Source organism: Anoxybacillus sp. FSL W8-1294 (assembly GCF_037965005.1).
GTDB classification, from domain to species: Bacteria; Bacillota; Bacilli; order Bacillales; family Anoxybacillaceae; genus Anoxybacillus; species Anoxybacillus flavithermus_G.
This window is the reverse complement of the sequence record NZ_CP150179.1, coordinates 1,437,239-1,463,236: the sequence shown is the minus strand read 5'-3', so window position 1 is coordinate 1,463,236 and position 25,998 is coordinate 1,437,239. Positions and strand designations below refer to the sequence as shown.

Sequence of the window (25,998 nt, the reverse complement as noted above, 5' to 3'; positions counted from 1 at the left end):
ATTTTCTTTTAAGTGAAGAAAGTGTCATATGAAAGGAGGAGAAAAAATGAGTGAAAAAAGAAAACCGAGCGGATTTTTATTAAAGCAACGCGCATTTTTAAAGTTATATTTAATTACTTTAACTGAACAGGAACGATTGTATGGGTTGAAATTGTTAGATGTGCTTCGTGAAGAGTTTCAACCATTTGGATATCGCCCGAATCATTCAGAAGTATACAAAGCGCTACATGATTTGATTGAAGATGGCATTTTAGAACAAGTAAAAAAGAAAAAAGAAGGGATGAAATACCAAGAAGTTGTTTATTATCGTTTTACTGAGGAAGGATATAAGAAAGCCCAGTTGTATAAGCGACAATTAAAAACAGAACTTGATCGTTGTGAAGCGCTTATCCGTAAAGCGATCAAAGATAATTTTAGTTGACAAAAGAATTATATTTCATTTAATATACTGATAAGGGTATAAGAAAAGGGGTTTGATGAATATGACATATGATAATCAAGTGAAGAACCGTTTAAAACGAATTGAAGGACAAGTTCGCGGCGTACTAAAAATGATGGATGAGCAGAAAGACTGCAAAGAAGTCGTTGCTCAATTGTCAGCTATTCGTAGTGCTGTTGATCGTGCCATTGCGGTTGTTGTAAGTGCTAATTTAGAGCGTTGCATTCGTAAGGATATAGAAACAGGATCATTAGAAAGTGAAAAACTTATTCAAGAAGCGGTAGAGCTACTCGTCAAAAGTCGATAATGCCGAGTGGCTCCCTTTCTCATTCATTTGTTAACATAATATAATTATGTTAAACTATTCTTTTGTTTGTACAAATCCATTTGTTTTTTGTACAATACGTACGTATAAAAATATAGAGAGGAATGACATCATGATTTATACACAGTCATTTACACTACCAGAAACGATTGAAGCGATCATTAAAGAAAGAAGAGAGATGTTTAAAAATAACATAGACGAACAGACTGGATATACGGCATATACACCCGCTCATGAGTCTATTTTATACGATGCAATTATTGCTTTGGCCCTAGGGAAAAATGTGTTGTTAAAGGGGCCGACAGGATCCGGAAAAACAAAATTAGCTGAAACGTTATCGCTTTTCTTTGGACAGCCAATGCACAGCATTAATTGTTCAATTGATTTAGATGCTGAGGCGATGCTTGGTTTCAAGACGATTCAACAAACAAATGGGCAAGCAACAATTGAATTTATCCCCGGGCCTGTGATTCAAGCAATGACAAAAGGGCATCTGCTATATATTGATGAAATTAATATGGCTAAGCCGGAGACGTTACCGATTTTAAACGGGGTACTCGATTATCGAAAAATGATTACAAATCCATTTACTGCGGAAGTTGTTAAAGCGAAGCCGACATTTGGCGTCATTGCAGCGATTAACGAAGGATACGTTGGAACAGTACCATTGAATGAAGCATTGAAAAACCGTTTTGTTGTCATTGATGTGCCGTACGTCCAAGGTGAAGCATTAAAACGTATTTTACAACAACAAACGAAGCTAACAAATGAAGTGTTATTAGATCGTTTTGTTACACTATCTGCAGATTTAATTGTTCAAGTGAAGCAAGGATATGTATCAGAAGAAGCTGCTTCCATTCGGGCGTTGATCGATGCTTGTGATTTAGCGGTGTATATTCCACCTCGACGCGCCATTGAACGGGCGATCGTCGAGAAATTAGAAGACGAGCGGGAAAAAGCTGCGGTGCGCAATTTAGCCGAAACGTTGTTTGATGAATGAGGGTGGTTACATGAACCGTTTTATTATGTTTAATGATAAAAAAGTTGATTCTTTTTTGTTTATGGAGCTATCTGATTTAGTGAAAACATTAACAAAAGATGAGGAAATGGAGCTCGAGTTCGGTTATCAGTCGTATCTTGATCGGCAACATAAAAAAGTCGTTGTCAGTTACTTTTGGGATAACCGTCCAAAAGAACAGTACGTATATGGATTAAAAAGCGATGTGTTTTTGCGCACGATCGGAAATTTTTATCATACAAATGACGAAGATATCCTTTTTTTTCTTAACCAAATAAAATCATATTGTATCCCAAACTTTGCTAAACAATTGTTTGTGTTGCTTGAAGACATGCGGTTAGAAGATATATGTCGGCATGTACGTCCTGGTACAAAAAAAGCGTTCGTTATTCGGAAACATGTATATCGCCATTACTTCGAAACTCAATGGAATGTGAATATGATAAAAAGCGTTTATACAGATGCATTGTTTAATTATTTATATTTACTATTAACAGCGGAACAACCCGTAAACGATATTTTTCTTCCTGAACGTTTACGTTTAGCTCTTCCATTTGTTGAGCGCGAAATAAGAAATGTATATGATGCAAAATCAACCGCTCATATTTCACATATTGTACTTACAGTTATAGATGTGTTAGATGAATTGTTGGATACTGATATGCTAAACACGTATTTTCATCTCCCGGAGTATATTTACGTTAATCAGCAACAAGATAGGGAAGATATCCGACGAAAAGATCCATTGAAAAATCATGATGTACTTGATAAGAAATCGGAAAATGAAGATATTTTTCAAGAGACGATGCATACATGGCATCGTGAAACAAGCGATATGACGAATAGTTTTTTACAGTTTGATCTCGAACAAGGTTCACAGACTGACTTGCTCGGGGAAGGGGTTCGTCAAGGGGAAGCAGGAGACCAATCTCTTGGGATAGTGCATGGTTCATCACAAAAAACAACACATAATGATTATACGCATTTAGAACAACAAGAGCATCGCTACGAACTTTCTGGACGTTCCGAGTATGAATACGGAAAAGAAAATCGTTATGCTAAGCCGATATTTGTGGATGCTTTGCCACCGACAACTGAGCAAACTAAACAGTATGAACGTAACCAGGGAGTAATTGCGCCATATCAAAAAAAATTGACACAATCCATTGAAAAAGTGCTTGAACATAAAAAAATGCACCCACGTACAGATTTACATGCAGGTCGTTTAAATAAAAAGCTATTACGCTTTTTTACAGAAGAACATCCGCGTTTATTCTATAAAAAACACGAAACATCCCCGTTATTAGATGCTGTTTTTGTTTTGCTTGTCGATTGTTCTGCATCGATGTATGACAAGATGGAAGAAACAAAAAAAGGAATTATTTTATTTCACGAATCTCTTAAAGCGCTTCGCGTTCCGCATAAAATTGTTGGTTTTTGGGAGGATACGAACGACGCTACATCGTCTTATCAACCTAATTATTTTCAAACTGTTATTGATTTTGATGATTCTCTAAGAAAAGATCATGGGGCAAGAATTATGCAATTGGAGCCACAAGAAGATAATCGTGATGGTTTGGCTATTCGATTAATGACAGAAGAATTGCAAAAAAGAAACGAAAAACAAAAATTTTTACTCGTCTTTTCGGATGGGGAACCAGCTGCTTTCGGCTATGATCAAAATGGGATTGTAGATACACACGAGGCAGTTACCGAAGCGAGAAAATTAGGAATTGAAGTAGTAAATGTGTTTTTGGCGAATGGAATAATTAGCGAAAGTCAACAAAAAACGATTGAAAATATATATGGACATTATAGTGTACTCGTTCCAAACGTAGAGCAATTACCAATATTTTTAGCCCCATTGCTAAAGAAATTACTGCTGCATAAATTGTAAAACACCCAGAATGGTGGGTGTTTTTATGTTAATCATCAAAAAAATTTTTTTTAAAAAGCTTGATGACTATATGATAAAACGGAAACGCGGAGAAAATCCAGTATTCTATGCTGATGATATCGAGGGGTTAAAAAGTGTTGAATGCTGGCCAATTCGTGAAGAAGAACAAATGAAAAAAGTTGCTGGAAAATGAGTATAAAAGTTTACAATGTTGTAACAGTTTCAATCTTTTTTGTAATACAGGTTTGCATTATAATAATAAACGAAATGATTATAATGAATATATAAATAAATTGAGAGAGGAGGATGTGTATGAAACAGTACATCTTCACTTTTAGTACACATCACCAACAACCAGTTGTATGGGAAGAAGCCATTATTGCAGATGGCATGATGGATGCGTGTGTAAAAGCGAAAAAATTGTGTCGCCAGTATGAACAAGAAAAACAAATTCCGATCCGTATTCAATACAAAGGCGTTCGCTATTATAATGAAGATATCGCATAAGTGACATAAGAAAGGACGGATTATATAGTGTTTGTTTCATCACAAGCCCGTAGCTAGTTACTAACGTATTGTATTTATGAGCAGCTGCGGGCTTATAATTTTTTCTTCCGTCTCAAAAATAAAAGTTTACTTATTATATGAGATACAATTTGTTCAACTTCCTATAATTTATGTTATGTAAACTAAAAACGCATAAAAAAAGAAAGGTGCATTTTATACTGCCCTTTCACGGTTAAGATTCGTTTGTCGCTACGCGTCGGAATATTTGTCGTATAATCCGCTATTTTTATGTTGTTCATCCTATGCTCAAAACTATGCTCAAAATCATCTGGGCATTCTGATGATATTTTTTCAGATCGAATTAAATCGCACTATATCCTTTGGTAATTGCCTTTTCCGTGTCTTACATAAACTTTGCAACAGTGGATTTCACCTTGCTTTCTTCATTTTATCCCGATCTTAATCTTATGAGCTATTAACGGATCGATGAGCACGGCTCCCCTTCTAAATTAACGTCCCAATCGTAGCGGAAACGATAACGACGACTAAAGGTTGTTGGCAATCTTATCTCATTTTATTGCAATCCTTTTTTCGTTTGAAGTGTCAAGTGTGCAAACCTCTCCCCTTTCCGCTATACTGAACAAGTAGTCTAGCACTTAGGAGGAAAATAGGATGAAATCACTTGTTCTTGCTGAAAAGCCGAGCGTGGCGCGGGAAATTGCCCGCGTACTTGGGTGTCGGGAACAACATAAACATTACTTGGAAGGACCGAACTATATTGTCACATGGGCGCTCGGGCATTTAATTGAATTGAAAATGCCGGAACATTATAATCCCGCTTATAAAACGTGGCGGCTGGAAGATTTACCGATTATTCCGAAAAAAACGGGACTGAACGTCATTCGCCAAACGAGCCATCAGTTTCGCGCTATCGAAACACTAGCAAAACGCCCAGACATTAAAAACTGCATCATTGCCACCGATGCCGGACGGGAAGGCGAACTTGTTGCACGATGGATTTTGCAAAAAATCCGTTGGAAAAAGCCGCTCCTTCGCCTTTGGATCTCGTCCCAAACTGATCAAGCCATTCGGGATGGATTTCAACATTTAAAACCAGGAAAACAGTTTGAGCGTTTATACGAATCGGCTGTTTGTCGCGCAGAAGCTGATTGGCTTATTGGGTTAAACGTGACGAGAGCGTTAACGACTAAATACAATGAACCTCTTTCTGCAGGTCGTGTTCAAACACCGACGCTTGCGATGATCATCGAGCGGGAAAAAGAAATTCAGTCGTTTCAACCGGTGCCATATTGGACGATTCATGCCAACGTCGGGTCTGTTCCTGCTGTTTGGGAGCGTAACGGGGAAAAACGAATTTTTTCGAAAGAACTAGCGGAACAGCTATATGAAAAGCTAAAAAACAAGCAAGCGACGGTTATTTCTGTTGCGCGAAAAATAAAAAAAGAAGCACAGCCTCTCCCTTACGATTTGACCGAATTGCAACGAGACGCAAATAAACGATTTAGCTTTTCAGCGAAGAAAACGTTAAGCGTGTTGCAGCGGCTATATGAACAACACAAACTCGTCACCTACCCGCGCACCGATTCGCGCTATTTAACAACCGATATGGAAAACACGATGTTTGAGCGGCTAGAGGCAATGAAATCTGGATATGTAGACGAAGTTATCCCGTTGTTAAAGAATAAGGGAAAAGTGATGGCTCGACGAGTTTTTGATAACGAAAAAGTAACAGATCATCATGCGATTATTCCGACAGAAGAACGGCTTGACATCAGCAAGCTCTCTGCTGATGAACGAAAACTATATGACTTGGTCGCTCGTCGCTTTTTGGCTCTTTTTTATCCAGCTTGCGAATATGAAACCGTTCAAGCTGTTTTTGAAATCGACGGCGAAACGTTTGTCGCGCGCGAAACGCGAGTAGTGAACGCCGGGTTTCGACGCATTCTAGAAAAGCAAGAAGAGAAAATGACTTTCCCTATTTTTACGAAAGGCCAAACGGTTTCTGTTAGGCTAGAGAAAAAAGAAGCGCTAACAGAACCGCCTCTTCGCTATTCCGAAGCCGACCTGTTGTCACAAATGGAAAAATACGGACTCGGTACGCCAGCGACGCGGGCTGACATTATTGAACGCCTCGTCGAAACGGAAACGGTCGAACGAAAAAACGGACGGTTTTATCCGACACCGAAAGGAAAACAATTAATTGAACTCGTGAACGAGGAATTAAAATCGCCACAGTTGACCGCAAAGTGGGAAAAAGAATTAGAAGCAATTGCCCGCGGGAATGGTGATCCGAAAACGTTCCTCCAAAACATCCGCAAGCAAACGGAGCGGTTAGTGGCGGAAATCAAACAGAGCGATCGAACGTATCGCGCCCATAATTTAACTGGCTCGATGTGTCCAGAATGTGGCTCGTTTTTAAAAGAACGAGTGACAAAAGAAGGTCGCATGCTCGTATGTTCGAATATGACATGCCGATTCCGAAAACGAAAAGATCCAAAGCTTTCGCATCGTCGCTGCCCACAATGCAAAAAACGGATGGAAATTCATGAAGGAAAAGCAGGTGTCTACTTCCAATGCCGCCCTTGCAATGTTATTGAAAAAGCAGAAGAACAGAAAAAAGCAAAACTTGGGCAAAAAGAACGGGCACTACTGAAAAAATATAGTGCCGAGAATGATTCGTTTAGTACAAGCTTAGGAGATTTGTTAAAACAAGCGTTAGATAAGAAAAAAAACTAGAGCCGCTTCTGCATGGAAGTGGCTCATCCTGCGCAACAAGATAATTTTTCGACATCTTGGTCGAACGTTAACGCCGCTAGTTTTAATCCTTCTGCCATCGTTAAGTACGGCGCGAGCGTTTCGCGAAGGTCGTCTATCGTTAAGCCGAGTTTGACCGCGAGTGTCGCTGCATAAATGACTTCTCCCGCATGTTCTGCTACAATGTGGACTCCTAGCAATTTCCCTGTTTTTGCATCTGCCACTAGTTTAAAGACACCGATCGTTTCGTGATTGACAATTGCTCTCGGGACAGCTTCTAACGGCAAAACAGATGTTTTTACTTTGTATCCTTTTTCTTTTGCTTGCTGTTCCGTTAGTCCAACCGTTGCGACCGCCGGAGAACTAAATGTAACCGCTGGGATGGTGTCAAGCTGAGCTTTTTTATTTTGGGCACCAACGGCGTTTGCTGCGGCAATCGTTCCTTCGTATGCGGCGACATAAACAAATTGTGGGCCGAGTGTGACATCTCCCGCTGCGTAAATGCGCGGATTTGTCGTTTGTAAATAGTCATTAACAATAATTTCGCCACGCGAACCCGTTTTCACCCCAGCCGCTTCTAAACGTAACGCTGCAGTATTCGGTGTTCTCCCAGTGGCAATCAGCAATTCGTCCGCTTCGATCACCTGTTTTTTTCCATCGACTTCTATATATATTTTTTTGACGTTTCCGTCTTGTTCGACGCGTTCAAAGGACGCTCCTGTGAGGAGGTGGATGCCTTGAGTCGTGAGCGCTTTTGTCATCGCCTCTGAAACTTCTGGCTCATATGTTTTTAATAGTCGTTGGCTCCGTTGCATCAATGTGACTTCAGAACGGGGTCCTACCAACAAAAAGCGCAAAACATACGCTAAGCAAATTTCGACATAAAAAAAGCCGATTGTTCCTACGCTAAGGAATCATCGGCTTTATTACAGACTGAGGCAATATAATCTTTTTCAATAAGAGATCCTACCGACAAAACACAAATATTATACATTAAGGAATTTATTGAGACGAAAAATAGAGTAAAAAGTCACTTTTTGAATACTTGATAACGAGAAGGCATTAAAATTAATTAATCTTATTTGAATAACCTATGCCTTTTAATTCATTAGAACGCCTTAAGGCGTTCTTGTTGCATTCATGGCAACGATCTGTTGTAGAATTCGTGTAGGGAGACTCGATTTTAAGAATAATACGTTGTTCACATGTCCTTAATGTAAAAACCTTATCAAATCAAGGTTTTTTTAGTCCTAAGTATAGATAAATGCCGTTTGTCGGCAGGACCCTAGTTTTTTCCTAAAAAATCTGAACGTTTTTATAAAACAAAAAAGGACAACTCTAATCGGTCATCCTTCTCTGATATATATTTTGTTAAACACTTTTAGAATTCGACTGAAACAAAGATAGAACTGCAAATAGTGGGAAAATTAGATACAAAGACTTTAATTCAAAATTTTTTAATACCCAAATATCAACGCAACCTATTAAAATTAAACCTACAATATTAAATAAAACAAATGATATTAATTTATTATCAATTTTCTTAGTTATATAAATATTAATAGGTACTACAAAAGCAATAGTAAATAAATAGATTGTTAAAAAGATCATTGTAAACATCATTAGATTTTCAAACATCGTAAAGTGAAGTAACTCCGATTTCAAAGTTCCCTCAATGAATTGAACGCTTAACGTAGTAACTAAAGCTACTATTATCGGCAATAAAAGTATCATTACTTTATAACTTTTTTTCATTTAAGCTACCTCGATTAGTTTTTATAAACCAGTCTAGACTGGTTTATAAAAATAATTATAGAAAAAATTATATAAAATCTCAACCTTATACCCTTTCTATTAACCGAAATGGTCACTTCCATAGACACGAATCATATTTCCGATATAACGATTTTCAGTGTCGCAGCCATAATATTTAACAACTCCACCAACTGGAACACGCATTTTACTCGAACAAGAACCATCCAACACAATTGAATTTACAGGGTTAAATCCCATCTGTGTCATATGATTTTTAAGTACAGGAATATTTACATTTCTGTCATGGGTAACAATCATATAAGCTTTCCCTTTCGCATTATCCCACGCTAAAACAGTACGATTCAAAGCAACATAATAAGCTGTAGAACCCCAACTATCTAAATTATAGTCATTCCCACCTATTACAGCTTTAACATAACCTGCTGGATAATTACCCAAAGCTTCATTTAAATTTTTTACATATCGATAGTCAGCTCTATATCGCCCATCCTGCCAATAAGAAATAAATGTTTTACGAGAAATCTGATTTGATGAAGTCCCATTGTATTGATATTGTTTTGTATCACCCTTCCAAAAGCTAATAGATTTCAATGATGTTGGAGGACTAGTGTAACTACCTTCAAAGAAACCACCATTAATACCAATATGCGGTACATCAATAAGTCGTTTATTAATAATTTCTGGTTTTGCATTCTCAATTTCAGTTGTAATTACAGCGTAATTGTATTTAACATTAGGATTCCCTACATCAGTAACAGTTTTCATAGAAAATGAATAAGACATAATAACACTCCTTTAATTTTAAGTTTGCAGGCGTGTTGATTAACCAATAATATCCATAAAAAACATAGAAAAAAGAGCACCTTTCCTGTAGAATGTAAGTAACAACACAAACAAATCTATATACATGCACTTTAAAGTAATGACTTCTGTATGAACACCCTTTTCCATGGCTATACTGCTCCTAAATACTCATGTGTAAAAGGAGCGGAAATGACATGAAACGTCTTAAAATTACAAATGATCACGGTTGGACGCCTCGAACACTTCGGAAACAAGAACGGAAAATCAAAGATGCTTCGCTTCGCGTTCGGGTGACCGCTGTTCGTCTCGTCATGGAAGGTCATCTTGGCAAAGATGTGGCCAAAATGGTCAATCTGTGCCGTCAATCTGTTGCCCTCTACGTTGCACGTTTTAATGAAGGAGGGCTCGATCATCTACTCGATCGTCGGTTGCCGCCTGGTCGCGTGCCATTTCTGACGGAAGAACAACAACAAGAAATTAGACAACTCGTGTTAACTACTACACCTGCGGATGCTGGCTGGGGCATTGCTTCATCATGGAACACGCGTATTTTACAATCCTACATCCAACATACCTATGGCGTTTCGATGTCACGTGAAGGCATTCGTAAGTTATTGCATCGTCTTCGTTTGTCATGGACACGTCCGACGTATAAGCTTGTGAAAGGGAATCCAGAACATCAAGCTGCTTTTCAAAAGGAACTCGAATTTATAAAAAAAAACTAATCACCGAGAACGTCACTATGTTTTATGTGGACGAAACGCATGTTCGTGCGTATCAAGCGCTTCGTACGACATGGGCAGAAGTAGGAAATCAAAAACAAGTGCCAAGCTATGGTCACCACGCCCACGTTTCTATTTTTGGCGCCGTCGATGTTCAACAAGGCGATGTAGTGTTTCATCGTGCATCATCCGCCAATGCCGAAACCTTCCTCTACTTTCTGCGCCGATTGAAAGAGAAATATGCCGATCGATTCCTCGTGCTTGTGTTAGACAATTCGCGTATTCATCATGCCAAGATGGTACAAGCCTTTCTTGATGGCGAGGAAGGCGATGCTTTTCATTTCATCTTTTTGCCACCGTATTCCCCACAGTTGAACCCGATTGAACGGCTGTGGAAGTGGTTGAAAGATGAAGTGATTGCCAACGTTTTTCACAAGGATCAAAACGATATTGCCCAATCCATTACTCGTTTTGAACAGTACGTTCTACAACACCCGGATGAGGTGTTGCGCCGCATCGGGTGTACTGCGTGAACCAGAGGTTAAAATTTTAAATTGGATGTATATAGAAGGAAATAAGTTTTTATATTGTTCATTTGTCAACTACCCCCACTTAGCTAACGCTTGAAGTGAGGGCTTGCAACTCCCCAGAAGTGCAAACGGACTTCGTCCTCCTTCCTTGACTTGGGGTTGCATCAGGGGCAGGTTGACGACTACCCAACGACGCAGGTCATGCCTGCATCGTTACCGATTCTCTCGGTGTGTCTGTTGGCAGTACTTGGCTTCCACACACAACAGACGGACCTACGCTCGATGTTTTACGGTTACAACGTTTCCTGTAACCAACTCCATACATCGAGTAGCAGTTATTGGAGTGCCTTTATTGAACGGTTTTCTCCACGCCTTTATTATATCATACACAAAAGAAAGGGGGAACGCGCATTCCTCTCCCACTTACTCCCTTTGGTCGTTGAAGTGGGAGTCTCCTGCGCGAAATAGGATGAAAAATTCTCCTAGAAAGATAAGCAGCAAATTAAAAAGACATCTCCACATACATATATTCATGACAATGATGGCAATGTGGATATGGAAAATCCCAAGGCAATTCCTGATTGCAAATTTTACATTTTTTCATATAGCGTATCAAATGTTTAGATAGTACTTCAAATATTTTTTCAGAAATTTTTTCTTTTAGTTCAAAAACCTCTTCTTCGTTAAAAGACAACGATTGAGAATAAGCAAATGACGTAAATAACATAAGCTGTTTATAGCCGTTCTCCAATTCATCAATTGCATCGACCGACGTAAGGATAGGCGGCAGAGCTACCTTCCCTTCCGTTAAATATTCTCTAATCATCGTTAGCCAACAATCTGTTATCTTCGTTTCTTCGATTGAAAACGGAACGAAACAGAAAGATAATTTCTTCCAAAGAGGAAGTTCGAGCTTCATCTTTTTCAATGCTTTCTCTAAAACGAACATTTTTCTTTCCCATTCGCTTATTTCACGAACACGATAAGGCGTTTCTTTTAATTCGTTTTGATAAAAGCTCCATGCCCGTTTGAATAAATCGAATGATTCGTAAGGAAATTTTTTTAGTGATTCGATTGATATAGGGAGAAAACTATATTCAATAGGAGCTACCGGCGCCTCTAACAACTTTTTTATTTTTTTTCGATTTACCATAGCGCAGACGAACCCTTCTTCATATATTCCTTTTCTTCCTGCTCGTCCTGCGATTTGCTGTACTTCTTCTGCTTTTAACGTTCGAACGGCTTTCCCATCAAACTTTTTACTTTCCATAAAGATGACTCTTCGAATAGGAAGATTCATTCCCATGCCGATAGCATCGGTTGCTATTAATATATCGGTTAACCCTTTCCGAAATTGCCTGACTTGTTTTCTCCTTGTTTCAGGAGGCATGCTTCCGTACAAAACCGAGACGTTATATCCTCGTTTTACGAGTGAAGCGGCAACATGGAGAACGTTCTTTTTTGAAAAAACAATAAGTGCATCTCCTTTTTGCAAGTCATTTGGAAAAGAAAAATCCTTTTCTTCCCAAATGAGTGGAGTGGTACGTTTGTGTTCGATTACTTCAAAATCAAACTGATGGTAAGTTAGCAGTGTTTGAAGCAAGCCAACAGCATGCGGTGCAACAACCAAATGAATTTCTTTCGCTTTCGCCCCGATAATCGCTTTGACCCAAGCAGCCCCCCTCGTTTCATCCGCTAATAATTGACATTCATCAATAACGACAACTTCAAATTCCTCGTTGACATTCACCGACTCGACCGTTGCGCTTATATGTGTACTGCCATGTACATTTTTTCTTTCTTCCCCTGTTATTAAGGCACATGCAATACCGTGGGAACACATCTCTTCAAACTTTTCTAACGCAAGCAATCTCAATGGGGCTAAATACATCCCTGTTTTCGCTTGAAGCAACCGTTGCATCGAATCATATGTCTTTCCAGAATTAGTCGGACCGACATGAACGACATATTTTTTGTGAACCGATGAAGCGGAAAGTGATAAAGGGTGGTCAAAAATTTGCTTGCTTATCGCCTTTAAGTGGCGGTTAAACTCTTTAGAATGAAGAAACGAGCGTTCAAATTCCTCCATTGATGTAAACCACGTACTCAACCAGCGGTTCATTTTCTGTGGATTCCATTCTGTTGAACATTGATATTTTTCGTTTAGCAACTGTACATACGTATACGCAATTTTAGATAAAATCGCTTCGTATTCCTCTTTCGTTCTTCGTTTTTTATCCACTTCTTTTATAAAAGTCGGATAGTGCCGCATTTTATCAAGAATTATTATCATCTCTTTAGAACAACTATTCTCGAGCAAGCGACAGAGCTCCTCCCATTCATCGTACAGGGCTTTTGCTTCTTTTTTTACTTCATGGAGCCATATGCCTACGTGTTGATCAATAATGGATTCACAAACTTTCCATATAGATGTTTGACGAATGGCAAGAAAGGCTTGGAAGCGAGTTTTTATTTCGTTCGTCAATTCTGTTTCTACGTATTTAACTATTTGTGCTAGGTGTTCTTCATCCACCACACCAAAAAAGGCTTGTACTAGCTTCTCGCTCGAAAAAGCTGTTATCTTTAATGAATCATCTAACAGCATTTCCCCGTACTCCTCTTGAATTTGTTTTTTTATCTGTTCCTTTCTTGCAAATAACCAAGAAGATAGAGCATTGTTCAAAAAATGCAAATCCACTGGTTTTTCTATTTGTTTACATAACTGTTGAAACGGATATTCTTTGCGATAGAGAAATGACAATTCATACTGGCCAAAATGCTCAAGCAAATCCAATGTGATTTCTTCAATTTCCCAGTCTAATAGCTCATTTACCCCATAAATAAGGTCTTCCATGTCCATTTCTTCTACCTCATTTGACCACCCTTGGGTGATGAGATACGTACGTACTTCGTCCACTCCTAATTCCCTCACACAATCAGCAAGTAGGTCATAAAGAAACGTTTGTATTTTCTCTTCGCATCGATTGAATAAATTTTCATCGAAACAATACAGATCTATATCGTCCCAAACGTCCTTTACTGTACGAAAAGGTTCGGGCGTAATTTCTAACGACACCAATTCTTCTTTTATAAGATGAAAGATGTCTTCTTCCAAAATCGCAAACCGATGACTTAATCGCGCTTGTAATTTCTCTAGTATATTTGTTGGCTTCTTTACGGACATTGAAGTGAAATTTTCCTCCCTTTTCTCATTCATTTTACGCCTTTCGTCCTCCTTTATTTTCCTATTTACTGAAGTGCAGGGCTTTTTTTATCGATACCCACGGCCGATTATGTTCCCAACGGACGTGCACATCTATTTGAAACGTTTCTGACAAATAATCGTCAGTGAGTATTTTTTCTTTTTGTCCGGCTGCTATAATTTTTCCATCTTTTAATAATAAAACATGGGTCATTTCTTCGATGATTTCTTCAATATAATGTGTGACATATAACACGTGGCATACTTTTTTCATGATAACGTCTTTAATGAGTGCTAAAAGTTCTTCTCGTGTTAACATATCTAGTCCTACGGTTGGTTCATCCAGTATGAGTAGCTTTGGCTTTGCCATTAGTGCTCGAGCAATCAGTACCTTTCTCTTTTCTCCTTGCGATAAGGTGCGATACGTTTTTCCTTTTAAGTAACCAATTCGAAAGACATTCATCCATTGTTCGGCTTGATGAAAATCTTCGACTGTGACAGGCTCATACAGCCCAATCGAAGCAAATTTTCCGCTAACAATTACCCCTTCCACCGTTTCCGATTCTAATGTAGGTTGAAATCTCTCAAACGAGTTGCTTACAAACCCGATGTGTTTGCGAAGTTCTGGCAAATTTGTTTTTCCAAATCGGTGCCCTAATACGGAAACTTCTCCTTTTGATGGGTATTCATAACCTAATAAAATATTAAGTAGCGATGTTTTTCCTGAACCATTTAACCCGAGAATGACCCATTGTTCATTTTCTTGCACTTCCCAATGTAGACGGTCTAGAATGACGCGCCCTTCTCTAATAAATGAAACATTTTTCATCTCAACAATCATTCCTCTTCCCCCTTCTTTACAAACTTCTCAAGCAACATCGACGAAATAAATCCCGGAAATCCGGTGAAAAAATAAACATTTCCCATCTCTTTCGCCACCTGCTTAATTCTTGGTCTAAAGCATTTTGTTGATCAATCCCCAACGATTTTACACATCATTTCGCTAAAATTGACAAAACTCCTACTTCCAAATGTATGTTTTCTATAGCTCTACATGAAGATTGTGCTTATTTCTGTTTATTAAACGTTTTCAGGAAAATCCATTCCCACCACTTCCATGGCAACCAGTTTTTCAGTCTTAACGTCAATGTGACCCCTCTCCCTACGGGGTAGCGCAAACGAGGAGTCGACGATTGGACGACTTTGATTATTTGCCTAATGACTTCATCAGGAGGTGGAGCTGTTTTAGCTACTCGATTCACGTATTGCATAATGGTTTCCATTTCTTTTTCATATGGCGAACCTGAACGGACGGACACTCCTTGAAGTCCTTTCGACCAAATGTTTGTTTTGAATGACCCAGGCTCGATTAAGACGACATGTACTCCGTACGGCAACATTTCTAAACGAAGCGATTCGCTAAATCCTTCGACAGCAAATTTTGAAGCGACATATGGCCCCATCGCCGGAAAACCGACTCGTCCACTAATGCTACTAATGTTGATAATCTTACCGCTACGTTGCGTTCGCATAATCGGCAAAACAGCTTTTGTGACGGCAACTAACCCAAAAAAGTTCGTCGCAAATTGACGCTCCCACTCTTCAATTGAGAGTTCCTCGACAAAACCACCAACGGCAAACCCTGCGTTGTTAACTAATACATCGATTCGTCCATAGCGATTAGTTACATCATTCACGACCGATTCCACCGTAGCGAAATCGGTGACATCGAGGGATATGACTTCTATCCGATCGTACACGCCGGCTTCAGACGCCACGGTTGTAATCATTTCTTTGTTTTGCATGTTTCGCATCGAAGCAACGACTTGATATCCTTCGCGCGCAAGTGCAATACTTACAAGTAGCCCAAACCCGCTTGAGGCTCCTGTCACTAGCGCCACCGACGGGGAGTTTACATTTTGGTTCACAACAATCCTCCTCGCTACTATAAAGAAACATTTATTGGAATTAGATAACGATGGGCAATATTCCTGCCATTTTGAAAAATCGACCCCCATCACGCACTGATAGAGGTCGATTTTTTCTTTGGTTTAAGTTCTTTTGTTGTGACAACAAGCATAGCTCCACTCAACACAATCAGTCCCCCAATCATTTGAATAGACGACATGCTTTCATGTAAAAATACCATCGATAGAAGAAACGTCACGATTTACAAAAATTTATGTGTTTGCTTCTTTTTTGTTGAGAGAAAACAACACGTTTTCTTGTTTGCTGTAAATATTAAGTAAAATACCACTAAAGACAAACGCTGCGCCAATAATATGAGTGAATGTCAAATGTTCATTAAAAAACATCGTACCCATCACAGTAGCAGAAATAGGCATGACATTAATGAAAACAGAGGCGGTTGAAGCACCTACTTTTTGAATGCCGTTATACCACCAAACAAAGCTGATCGCTGAAACAAAAATAGCAACGTATAGAACGCTCAACCAAACATCCCATCCGCTCGCTTCGATGGATGCGAAGGAAGTATAATATAGCGCAAACGGCGCTAGAAATAGCGTCCCAAAACCTGTTGCATATGTTGTTGCCGCAAGAGGACTAAACTTTTTCATCGCGATTTTTCCGATGACAGAGTATGTACTCCAGCTAAGACATGCCCCCACTAGCACGAGATCGATTGGGGAGAATCCTATGTCAATAAGCACAGAAGGATGACCATCTGTAATAATATATATAGCTCCAAATACTGCAAGAAACATTCCTAGTACGCTTCTTCTGTTCAATTTTTCTTTTAAAAACAACGCAGATAAAAGCGTAATGAGCGGTGCATTGACTGCAATGACTAATGAACTTTTGACAATTGGTGCATATTTTGTAGCGATAAAAAAGAAAATGTTATATAAAAATACTCCTGTTAGGCCAAGAAGTGCTAACACTCCCCAGTCTTTTTTTATAGGGATGGGTCTATTTGGTTCTTTCCAATGTAATAGCGGAAATAAAATCAAACTAGCTCCGAAAAAGCGAAAAAAAGCAACTGACACCGGATGTAAAGTCGTCGTTGCGATTTTTCCAGCAACGAAGGCACCACCCCAAATGGTAGTGGTTAAAAATAAAAGTATATACGTGTTCAAATTTTTTGTTGACATGAAATATCCCCCTCGTTTATCTTTACATTTCTGTTATAATCAATTTTACAAGTATTTGGTCATAGGTGTTATTGATAATAATTGATATCGTTCATCAATATTTTTGATGGGGAGTTGGGGAGTATGAATCTTGATTATTTGCATACATTTCGTGAGGTAGCGAAATGGAATAGTTTTACGAAAGCTGGTGAAATGTTAGGATACGCCCAATCGAGTGTGACAACACAGATAAAAAAGCTAGAAGAGGAATTTGGTGTTGTTTTGTTTGAACGTTGGGGCGGGAAAATTAAACTGACATCTGCTGGAGTGGAACTACTTGAATATGCAAATAAGATTGTTAGTTTGATTGATGAGGCGAAACAAAGTCTTTCTGAGCAAACGGAGCTCGCTGGGAGTTTATCAATTGGCACGATTGAGTCAGTCGCTGGGTTTTATCTCCCACCTTATTTACAAGCATTTAAGCAAAAGTATCCGAGAGTAAATTTGCTGTTGCAACAAAACATTTGCAATCGGCTTGTCGAAGGAGTAAAGGAAGGGAAATATGATTTAGCTATTATTCTCGATGAATATAGCCATGATCGTGAGTCTTGTTTTGTCGCCTAATAGCTTTAACATATTTGCCGCCTCTTCGATGTGATACATAATACTCCCTCCTTCATCCGTAAATTATTATATAATTATATAATCAAGTAAAGATTTTGTAAAGAAAAAAGAGCTGATCCACTGATCAACTCTTGTCGCATAAAACTAATCGTCATCTACCGTCCATGTTATATTTGTTTTTGTTTGCTGTTGTTTCATTTTTCATTCTCCTCGTATAGTATGTTTAGAAAGATTTTTAAATCGAATTTCCAGTTGGATATGCTCCTTGACAATCGCATATGTGTAAGTGATTTGCCCACGGGGGAGGGGCGCGCCCCTCCCCCGTGGATGGCACTACATCGGGGTTGGACTTTTCGCGATGTTCTTGGATAATGGTCTTAGGATCATCGGGGACACTCTTCTCTCTCCTGTAGCTTTGACTACTTAGAAAGTCTGTCTCCCCGGCTCCTGTTCGGACTTCTAACCCGCAGGCTGTTCCCGTTGGTTTCCCATGCTGGAAGGAGCAGCTTCCAGGCAGCCCATGGCCCAACGTGAGTTCTCATATGCGAGGGTGACTGGTCAACAGGCGCGGTCCGGGGGCATCCCGAAGAGTCCCAACCCCACGATCCTACTACGATTGGAGGTGATCTCATGAAACTCTACGTCGGGATTGACGTGAGCTCAACGGACTTATACACGTGTATCATGGATCAAGAAGGAAACACGTGCGCCCAATTCAAGGTGGACAATCATCTCCTTGGCGCGACCTTCCTTCGCGATCAAATCCTCCTGTGGGCCAACAAGCGCCAACCATCCGAAATTCTCATCGGGATGGAAGCCACTTCGGTCTACAGCTGGCATCCAGCGATGTTTTTCCACCAACAGGAGGAGCTGAAGTCTTGGAATGTCAAGGTGTTTACCATCAATCCAAAGCTCATTCGCAAATTTAAAGAAGCGTACACTGACTTGGATAAAACGGACGGCATCGATGCGTGGATCATCGCCGATCGGCTTCGCTTTGGCCGTTTGAAAGTGACAGCTGTCATGCAAGAACAGTTTATCGCCCTTCAACGGCTCACGCGCATGCGCTATCATCTCGTCCATCAGCTGACTCGGGAAAAGCAGTACTTCCTCCAACACTTGTTTTACAAGTGCAGTTCCTTTACCCAAGAGGTGGACAGCTCCGTGTTCGGACATGCCATCTTAGAGCTTCTTCTCGAGTCGTTTAGCTTAGACGAAATCAGTCAGATGGACGTGCAACAGCTCGCTGACTTCTTGCGCCAAAAAGGACGCAATCGCTTTGCCGATCCGGAATGCATCGCCAAGTCCATTCAAAAGGCGGCTCGTTCGTCGTATCGGCTTTCCAAATGTGTCGAGGATTCCATCGACTTGCTTTTAGGGCTATCAATTCAATCCATCCGTAGCCTTCAAGCGCAAATTAAAGAGCTAGATAAAGCGATTACTCGCCATTTGGAAGGCATCCCAAATACGTTACAAACGATTCCCGGCATTGGTCCGGTCTACGCCGCTGGCATCTTAGCCGAAATTGGACAAATCGAGCGCTTTGACAACCAAGCCGCCTTAGCAAAGTATGCAGGTTTGACTTGGTCTAAGCACCAGTCCGGTCGGTTCCAAGCCGAGGAGACTTCCCTCATTCGTTCCGGCAATCGCTATCTCCGTTACTACCTAGTGGAGGCTGCCAACTCGGTACAACGGCATGATGCGTCGTTTCGCACCTATTACCGGAAGAAGTATGAGGAAGTACCAAAGCACCAACACAAACGAGCCCTCGTCCTCACCGCTCGAAAACTCGTGCGTGTGATCGATGCGCTGCTACGCAACGGTCAAATCTACACGCCAAGAAAGGGGGAAGATCGATAGGGGTATCGATCTAACTGATTTTGCATTAAAACCCAGTTAATGACATAAGACAAGACTGGGCTTCTTAAGTATTGCCTTTTTTCGGGTCATCGGACAATCGAATTTCCAATTTCGATGATTTTTCACCTTGACATATTACCGCAGGACTTTCAACATGTATTTTTCGTCTAAATTGAAACAATTGGTACATTGAACATTTTCGATCCATCATCTTTTCTTCAAATTGTCCATCGATGTACGATATATTTTCTTGTGCTATTTATTATTTTTGACTATGATCAAAAAGGAACATGTAGAAGGGAGATCTTTATGAAACATACAGACATATACATCTTATCTGGATTTCTTGGAAGCGGGAAAACGACACTATTAAAGCGTTTCTTGCAAAGTGAAAAAGAACGAGGACGAAAAATAGCGGTTGTGATGAATGAAATTGGCCAAGTGTCCATTGACTCACATGCTGTTTCAGAAGATGCTGTACTAAGCGAATTATTAAGCGGCTGTGTATGTTGTACCATTCAAGATCAATTTGAAGTAGAGCTTTATTCGTTGCTCCAGCAACATTCATTAGATGTCATTTACATTGAAACAACAGGGGTAGCGCATCCTGTTGAAGTGCTCGATGCGTGTGTGTCGCCATTACTTGCTCATCGTCTTCAAATGAGAGGTATCATCACGACAATCGATGCAACACGTTGGATGAATCGTCAACAACTCTCCATTCCCTTGCAAATGTTATTAAAAGAACAAGTTCGTCACGCAGATGTATTAATCGTCAATAAGACAGACGAATTATGTGTAGATGCGCAGGCGAAATTATCGTTTGAGTTACAAGCAATCAACAGTGATGCGCGCATCATTTTCACAACGTTTTCTAATGTGCGAATGGAAGATATTCATTTGTTATCGAAGCGGGTAAGAAACGAGCATGAGCGAATGAACATCGAAAGATTACGCATTCAAACATACGTACATACATTTACAAGCCCGATTGATTTAGATGTGTTCGAACAATGGGTACGGCAGTTACCTGATACCATTTACCGAATGAAAGGGTTTTTACGCTTTACTCGTACAAGTGGGGTTTATTCTTTTCAGTATGCATACGGTACACCGCTCTATATGAAAGAGGAAATGAATGTTCCGCTACATTTTGTTGTGATTGGTGAACAATTGGATAAACAAACACTAAAACAACAACTCGATAATATGCAAAAAGGAGAAGGTTAATATCCCTCTCCTTTTACTTTCGTCCAAAGTCCGCTTTAATTTCTCCCCATTGCTCGGTTTCCCATTTCATAATTTCATTCGTATAATGGTGCGTACGCAACCAACTTTCAGCACGTTCAACAAGTTGCCAGGCACGTTCTGTTTCAGCGTTGCGAACGAGCGTTGTATTCGCCTTTTTTTCTTTCACCCATTTGATAGCTGTCGCAGAATCAGAATAAATGGGTACGTTTTTGTTTTTCTGTTGTAGCCATGCTAATGCGTGAACGATAGCTAAAAACTCACCAATGTTGTTTGTTCCGATCATCGGACCAACATGAAACAACTCTTTCCCTGTTTTCGTATGTACCCCTCGGTATTCCATTGCACCAGGATTGCCGCTACATGCTGCATCTACGCAAATGCTTTCTTCTATATAACTCATTGAACGTTCGACGATCTTATTCTTCTTCGTGCCACCCATCATTGGACCAGATGCAAATGCTTGCTCCGCTTCTTCTTTCGATAAAAATGAGCGATATTTTGCCCCGGGAATGCCAATGACGTACTGTTTACACTCGTCCCAAGAAGAAAAAATACCTGTTTTCGCCCCTTGCCAAACGACATAATACTTTTTCAATTTGTCACATCCTCACGAATTGGAATAAAGAAACAAAGTTGAAGGTCACAAAAGAAGAAATGAAAGAGGAAGATGGCGGAGGAGGGGGGATTCGAACCCCCGCGGGCTTTGACACCCCTATCGGTTTTCGAGACCGACCCCTTCAGCCGGACTTGGGTACTCCTCCGTACAGTGGGGTGCCAAAGAAATTATAGCGAAAACGTTATATTTCGTCAATTACCTTTTTTGTTTCTCAACGTAATCAACAAGCCCCATTGCGCATACTTGTAAATCAAGTTGAAGTAGTTGATATACATCAGCATCATCTGGTACTTGTTGTTTACGCAAAAAGGTGCGAACGATCTCAAATAAACGATTGAAAACGGCCTCGGTTTTTTCTGTAAACGATTGATTGGCTTGTTCACTCACGACTTCATTGCCTACTTGAACAAAAATAGGAAGCCAGTAGTGCAACTGTTCCCAAACCGTTTGCACTTGTTGCGGCATGCCAAAATGACCGAAATATATACGCCCCGGACGTAATGCCTTAAATCTTTCAATGGATGCAAGCATCGCCTCGGGATTAAATTGATTTGGTGATGTAGATGGCAAGTATAGCTCTACGTAGTATGAAAGAAGTTGCGGATAAAAAACGCCAGCTGTATCACCTGTAAAAATACCGTTGCTTTTTGGATCATAAATGGAAAAATGGTGATTCGCATGTCCTGGTGTATGCATAAACGTTAGCGTGCGATCTTTTCCAATTTGTAGCGTCTCTCCATCTTCCTTTGCAATTAATCGGTCTTCAGGAATTGGAACGATCGGATCAAATAACGCATCAAATTTTTCACCATAAACCGCTTTTGCTCCTTCAATAAGACGAGACGGATCAGCTAAATGGCGCATACCTTTTGGATGGACAAATACGCGAGCATTTGGACAATGCTGCAATAACACACCCGCCCCGCCCGCGTGATCTAAATGAATATGAGTGACGATAATATTTTTCACATCGTGTAAGTTAATGGACAATGCTTCTAACCCTTTAATTAAATGTGGGATCGAGGGGCTTGCGCTCGTTTCAATAATTGTCACTTCTTCCTCTTGAAATACATATGCTCCTGTTCGTTGAGCAGTTTGTAAGTCATATAAATCAATAAGCGAAATACTAGACCCTAAATCAACTGGTTTTGTCATGCGGATTCCCCTTCCATTGTTTGAATGAGTCGGGTGAAATGATAAACGATTTTTGCTGTCAGTCCCCAAATGACTTTATCCTTGTAATAATAAAAATGTTCTTCAATTTGTCGCGGCCGCCAATTATACTGCCTTCCCCCTGGGATATGTTCGAATGGGAAATGCTCTTCGGGTTTCGGTTCAAGCTGAACGTGATATATGTCTGGCTTTGTTTCAACAAAGAAGGATAGCGGAACGGTAAATACTTCTGCCACTTCTTTTTCATTTATTTTCATGCACGTCATATCTACAAACGCAGCAAACGGATAAATGACCATACCGAAAGGCGACAACATGTAATCAAGCGGGACGATGTGTGTAATATTTTCTTTTTGAATACCTAGCTCTTCACACGTTTCACGAACAGCGGCATCGCTCGGATTTTGATCACATTCGTCTATCTTTCCACCTGGAAAACAAATTTCCCCCGGTTGACGACGCAAATGTAATGAGCGTACTTCAAATAAAACAAATATATCGTCATTTTGACGGACGAGCGGGAGAAGTACGGCATATTGAGCAAATGTGTCAAAGTCCATGATCGTTGGCGTTCGCTGTTGCAACTTCTCCATCGCGGTATACAACCTTTTTTTCATCAGTAAACATCCCTTTTCGTAAATACATAAAAAGAAATGATAAGCGCCACAAGCGCCCAAATGGCTAGTACAGTCATCGAAAATGAAAGTGTCATTCCATCAATAGGTGGTGCCATGCCACTAACGTAGCTTGTGAGTCGCAAATTGACCATAAACAAATATTTTGCGGATTCCCACGACGACACCATGCTTGATAAAATCGCTCCAGAAATAAGAGCGGCGAGCATGATTCCCATTACTGCTGCTGTGCTACGCAGCAACACGGAAAGCATAAATGTAAGCGTGCCGACGACGAGTGCAACAAAAAAAGCAAGTCCAAATTCAATAAGTAAGTATTTCCATTGAGGAATGAGGTGAACACCCGCTGTATTTAATTCTTCACCTTGGATCGAAAATCCTGTTAAAAGAGGTAAATTCCATCCGCCATATCCGAATACAATGCCCGAGATGGCATACGATAAAACTGCAACGGAAAACACGATAAAGGATGTAGATAAAATCATAGCGATATATTTGCTCATTAAAATTTTCCATCGTTTCACAGGACGTGTCAACAATAGTTTAATCGTTCCCCCGCTTGCTTCTGACGAGACAAGGTCAGCAGCAATGACCATAACAAGAAGCGGCAAAAACAGTTCAATCGAATTTTCGATGAACATGCGCATAAACGTCGGTGCACCAGGTGCCATCGGATTAATGTCATTGTCTAAATAATATTGTTGTTGTTGTAAACGAATTTTAAGAAATTTTTTCCACTCTTCAGAAATTCCTGTCGAATTTAACCGATTTTGTGTATCGATGATTTGTTGTTGTAGTTGTGTGCGCCAATCTGTTGTTCCGATTCGTTCTCGGATCGTTTCGACTTGTTTAAATTGCGCATATGTAAATAAGCTAACGAGAACAGCAACAATTGCTGCGATAATAAACAACCGTTTTTTACGAACGATTTTTAACATTTCATTGTATACGAGATTAATCAATCGTTTCCCCTCCTGTTAATTCGATAAATAAGTCTTCGAGTGTTGGAAGTTTGCGCTCAATACTACTCACACTCACTCCAGCTTCAATTAGGCGGGCATTACAACGGGCGATGACTTCGTTTGATTCGTAAACTGTAACGATGAAGTCATCTTTTTCACCTAGAACGGTTGTTTCGTTTTTTAATATTTGTTTTGCGATATGAATCGGGTGAACATTCCAGTATATCCGTGCTTGTTCTTTCAATAAATGTTCAACTGTATCAATACGAATAATTTCCCCTTTAGACATGATGGCCACCCGATCACACATCAGTTGTATTTCGCTTAACAAATGGGAAGAAACGAGAACGGTTAACTGTTCTTGTTCGGCAAGTGTACGAATAAATTGTCTCATTTCACGAATGCCGACAGGGTCTAGACCGTTCGTTGGCTCATCTAAAATGAGCACGGTAGGTTTTCCAAGTAACGCTTGTGCGATACCGAGACGCTGCCGCATGCCAAGAGAGTATGTTCGAACAAGATCATGAATCCGATTTTGTAAGCCGACGAGCTCAACAACTTCTTGAATGCGTGTTGTAGAAATGGATGGCAACATACGTGCAAAATGCTCAAGATTTTCCCATCCGCTCAAATATGGGTAAAGTTCAGGATTTTCAACGATACAACCAATATGTTGAATGGCTTTTGTAAATTGTTTTTGCAAGTCATATCCGCAAACAAAAATCTTCCCGGATGTCGGCTTGATTAATCCGACGAGCATACGAATCGTCGTTGTTTTTCCTGCGCCATTTGGGCCTAAAAAGCCGAACACTTCTCCTTTTTTTAAAGAAAATGAAAGTCCTTTAATAATTTCTTTTTTTCCAATCGTTTTTTTTACGTTTTGTACAACTAACGTTTCTTCCATTATTTCTCTCCTTCCGTTAATGTGATAAGTGCGGCGACGCGTTCACCTATTCGTTTGTATCCCTCTTTATTTGGATGGAATTTATCCGTATATAAATAGTCGTTTACTTGAAGTTCGAACAAATCGTACGTTGGAACACAAATGATGGACTTGTATTGGGCGGCCACTTCGGATGCGGCATAGTTCCAATTTCGCACAATCGCCGACGTTTCTTTTCCGTTGTCTAAATCATTAAATGGATTGTATAAGGCGATATAAAATACAGGTGCATCTTCGTTCATCTCACGTATAAGTAGGAAAATTGTATTTAGTTGTTCAATAAATTTTTTCTTCTCTTTTTCTATTTGTGTTGTCGACAAATCGCGTAATGCTTCACCACCGCGAAATAAATCATTTCCTCCAATCGTCATCAAGATGATGTCTGCTTCTATTATTTGACGTTGCACTTCTTTTTGTTTCAACTGTTCAATAAGCTGTGCAGACCGTTGTCCTTTAATTGCTAAATTAGTAAATTGAATTTGTTTGTCTGTCCGTTTTTTAAGTTCATCCATCACATGACCGACATATCCTTTTCCTGTTTCATCTCCAGTTCCACGCGTTAACGAATCGCCGAGAGCGACAATCGAAAGCGCATCTTTTTGTTTTGAGTTTGAATTTGTCACCTCGATTTGTTTTGTTGATGAAGAAGATTCATAAAAAAATTGGTCTTGAATAGTAACGATTAAACCGAAAATCCATAACATCGTTGTGGCAACGCAAATGGCGACAACGATTGAAATGATTCGTTTAGCCACGATATCACCCTTTCCTTTTTTCTACCTCTCATCATATACCATTTGTTGTGTAAACACATAATGAAAACATGCAAAAAAGCGAGCCCAATGTG

At 39.9% G+C, this 25,998-nt stretch carries 23 protein-coding genes, 1 tRNA gene and 2 pseudogenes; 12 read left to right on the top strand and 14 right to left on the bottom strand.

The features are described 5' to 3' along the window. The first annotated feature begins 46 nt into the window (after positions 1-46). From NSQ23_RS07775 to NSQ23_RS07745, 7 genes are all read left to right on the top strand, one after another. Positions 47-421 (top strand): helix-turn-helix transcriptional regulator, encoded by a 375-nt coding sequence (locus NSQ23_RS07775; RefSeq protein ID WP_003397201.1) that lies wholly within the window; start codon positions 47-49, stop codon positions 419-421. Positions 422-482: 61 nt separating this feature from the next. Next, complete coding sequence (locus NSQ23_RS07770) at positions 483-746, top strand: metal-sensitive transcriptional regulator (protein ID WP_003397198.1); 264 nt, start codon at positions 483-485, stop codon at positions 744-746. 196 nt (positions 747-942) lie between these two features. Beyond that, entirely contained in the window at positions 943-1,764 is an 822-nt protein-coding gene (locus NSQ23_RS07765; protein ID WP_230456253.1) for a MoxR family ATPase, read from the top strand. A 10-nt stretch (positions 1,765-1,774) separates the two neighbouring features. Continuing rightward, entirely contained in the window at positions 1,775-3,679 is a 1,905-nt protein-coding gene (locus tag NSQ23_RS07760) for a VWA domain-containing protein (protein WP_339174180.1), read from the top strand. Between the two features lie 25 nt (positions 3,680-3,704). Continuing rightward, positions 3,705-3,872: a hypothetical protein gene (locus NSQ23_RS07755; RefSeq protein ID WP_231106962.1), complete on the top strand. Its 168-nt coding sequence runs from the start codon at positions 3,705-3,707 to the stop codon at positions 3,870-3,872. Between the two features lie 119 nt (positions 3,873-3,991). After that, positions 3,992-4,186 (top strand): hypothetical protein, encoded by a 195-nt coding sequence (locus NSQ23_RS07750; protein ID WP_006318467.1) that lies wholly within the window; start codon positions 3,992-3,994, stop codon positions 4,184-4,186. Positions 4,187-4,858: 672 nt separating this feature from the next. Then, positions 4,859-6,943 (top strand): DNA topoisomerase 3, encoded by a 2,085-nt coding sequence (locus tag NSQ23_RS07745; protein WP_339174173.1) that lies wholly within the window; start codon positions 4,859-4,861, stop codon positions 6,941-6,943. A 23-nt stretch (positions 6,944-6,966) separates the two neighbouring features. On the opposite strand, the pseudogene NSQ23_RS07740 reads toward NSQ23_RS07745, so the two are convergent. From NSQ23_RS07740 to NSQ23_RS07730, 3 genes and pseudogenes are all read right to left on the bottom strand, one after another. Beyond that, positions 6,967-7,791 (bottom strand): annotated as a pseudogene (locus NSQ23_RS07740) (FAD-dependent oxidoreductase); the annotation flags it as partial. Between the two features lie 541 nt (positions 7,792-8,332). Next, complete coding sequence (locus NSQ23_RS07735) at positions 8,333-8,716, bottom strand: hypothetical protein (protein ID WP_032101750.1); 384 nt, start codon at positions 8,714-8,716, stop codon at positions 8,333-8,335. A gap of 99 nt (positions 8,717-8,815) precedes the next feature. Then, on the bottom strand, positions 8,816-9,520 hold the full coding sequence (locus NSQ23_RS07730; protein WP_042536415.1) for a phosphodiester glycosidase family protein: 705 nt from the start codon (positions 9,518-9,520) through the stop codon (positions 8,816-8,818). Between the two features lie 215 nt (positions 9,521-9,735). Here NSQ23_RS07730 and NSQ23_RS07725 point away from each other — a divergent pair, with 215 nt between their 5' ends. After that, positions 9,736-10,266: a winged helix-turn-helix domain-containing protein gene (locus NSQ23_RS07725; protein ID WP_042536414.1), complete on the top strand. Its 531-nt coding sequence runs from the start codon at positions 9,736-9,738 to the stop codon at positions 10,264-10,266. 26 nt (positions 10,267-10,292) lie between these two features. Beyond that, entirely contained in the window at positions 10,293-10,796 is a 504-nt protein-coding gene (locus tag NSQ23_RS07720; protein WP_244463840.1) for an IS630 family transposase, read from the top strand. 499 nt (positions 10,797-11,295) lie between these two features. Here NSQ23_RS07720 and NSQ23_RS07715 read toward each other — a convergent pair whose 3' ends face one another. From NSQ23_RS07715 to NSQ23_RS07700, 4 genes are all read right to left on the bottom strand, one after another. After that, entirely contained in the window at positions 11,296-13,977 is a 2,682-nt protein-coding gene (locus NSQ23_RS07715) for a helicase-related protein (RefSeq protein ID WP_339174168.1), read from the bottom strand. A 61-nt stretch (positions 13,978-14,038) separates the two neighbouring features. Continuing rightward, on the bottom strand, positions 14,039-14,836 hold the full coding sequence (locus NSQ23_RS07710) for an ABC transporter ATP-binding protein (RefSeq protein WP_339174165.1): 798 nt from the start codon (positions 14,834-14,836) through the stop codon (positions 14,039-14,041). A gap of 226 nt (positions 14,837-15,062) precedes the next feature. Beyond that, positions 15,063-15,923, bottom strand: coding sequence for an oxidoreductase (locus NSQ23_RS07705; protein ID WP_339174163.1), 861 nt, complete (start codon positions 15,921-15,923; stop codon positions 15,063-15,065). A gap of 252 nt (positions 15,924-16,175) precedes the next feature. Beyond that, on the bottom strand, positions 16,176-17,108 hold the full coding sequence (locus NSQ23_RS07700; RefSeq protein WP_171700750.1) for a DMT family transporter: 933 nt from the start codon (positions 17,106-17,108) through the stop codon (positions 16,176-16,178). A gap of 123 nt (positions 17,109-17,231) precedes the next feature. Between NSQ23_RS07700 and NSQ23_RS07695 the strand changes: the two are divergent. The 3 genes and pseudogenes from NSQ23_RS07695 to NSQ23_RS07685 all read left to right on the top strand — a co-directional run. Further along, a pseudogene (locus NSQ23_RS07695) lies at positions 17,232-17,675 on the top strand (LysR family transcriptional regulator); the annotation flags it as partial. A gap of 666 nt (positions 17,676-18,341) precedes the next feature. Beyond that, on the top strand, positions 18,342-19,571 hold the full coding sequence (locus NSQ23_RS07690) for an IS110 family transposase (protein WP_339170721.1): 1,230 nt from the start codon (positions 18,342-18,344) through the stop codon (positions 19,569-19,571). 309 nt (positions 19,572-19,880) lie between these two features. Next, positions 19,881-20,801: a GTP-binding protein gene (locus NSQ23_RS07685; protein WP_339174337.1), complete on the top strand. Its 921-nt coding sequence runs from the start codon at positions 19,881-19,883 to the stop codon at positions 20,799-20,801. 13 nt (positions 20,802-20,814) lie between these two features. Here the strand turns inward: NSQ23_RS07685 and NSQ23_RS07680 are convergent, their stop codons facing one another. From NSQ23_RS07680 to NSQ23_RS07650, 7 genes are all read right to left on the bottom strand, one after another. Then, positions 20,815-21,417 (bottom strand): viroplasmin family protein, encoded by a 603-nt coding sequence (locus NSQ23_RS07680; RefSeq protein ID WP_339174160.1) that lies wholly within the window; start codon positions 21,415-21,417, stop codon positions 20,815-20,817. A gap of 73 nt (positions 21,418-21,490) precedes the next feature. Beyond that, positions 21,491-21,583: transfer RNA gene (locus tag NSQ23_RS07675), tRNA-Ser, on the bottom strand. Positions 21,584-21,633: 50 nt separating this feature from the next. After that, a complete protein-coding gene (locus NSQ23_RS07670) occupies positions 21,634-22,593 on the bottom strand; it encodes an MBL fold metallo-hydrolase (RefSeq protein ID WP_339174158.1) in 960 nt (319 codons plus the stop codon). After that, a complete protein-coding gene (locus NSQ23_RS07665) occupies positions 22,590-23,228 on the bottom strand; it encodes a CoA pyrophosphatase (protein ID WP_339174155.1) in 639 nt (212 codons plus the stop codon). Before NSQ23_RS07665 ends, NSQ23_RS07670 begins: the two co-directional genes overlap by 4 nt. Next, the gene (locus NSQ23_RS07660) at positions 23,228-24,208 is read right to left on the bottom strand and encodes an ABC transporter permease (RefSeq protein WP_004890391.1); all 981 of its coding nucleotides are present in this window, start codon (positions 24,206-24,208) and stop codon (positions 23,228-23,230) included. The genes NSQ23_RS07665 and NSQ23_RS07660 overlap by 1 nt, the downstream gene beginning before the upstream one ends. Then, positions 24,201-25,112 (bottom strand): ABC transporter ATP-binding protein, encoded by a 912-nt coding sequence (locus NSQ23_RS07655; RefSeq protein ID WP_004890389.1) that lies wholly within the window; start codon positions 25,110-25,112, stop codon positions 24,201-24,203. The genes NSQ23_RS07660 and NSQ23_RS07655 overlap by 8 nt, the downstream gene beginning before the upstream one ends. Next, the gene (locus NSQ23_RS07650) at positions 25,112-25,906 is read right to left on the bottom strand and encodes an SGNH/GDSL hydrolase family protein (RefSeq protein WP_004890386.1); all 795 of its coding nucleotides are present in this window, start codon (positions 25,904-25,906) and stop codon (positions 25,112-25,114) included. Before NSQ23_RS07650 ends, NSQ23_RS07655 begins: the two co-directional genes overlap by 1 nt. Positions 25,907-25,998 lie beyond the last annotated feature (92 nt).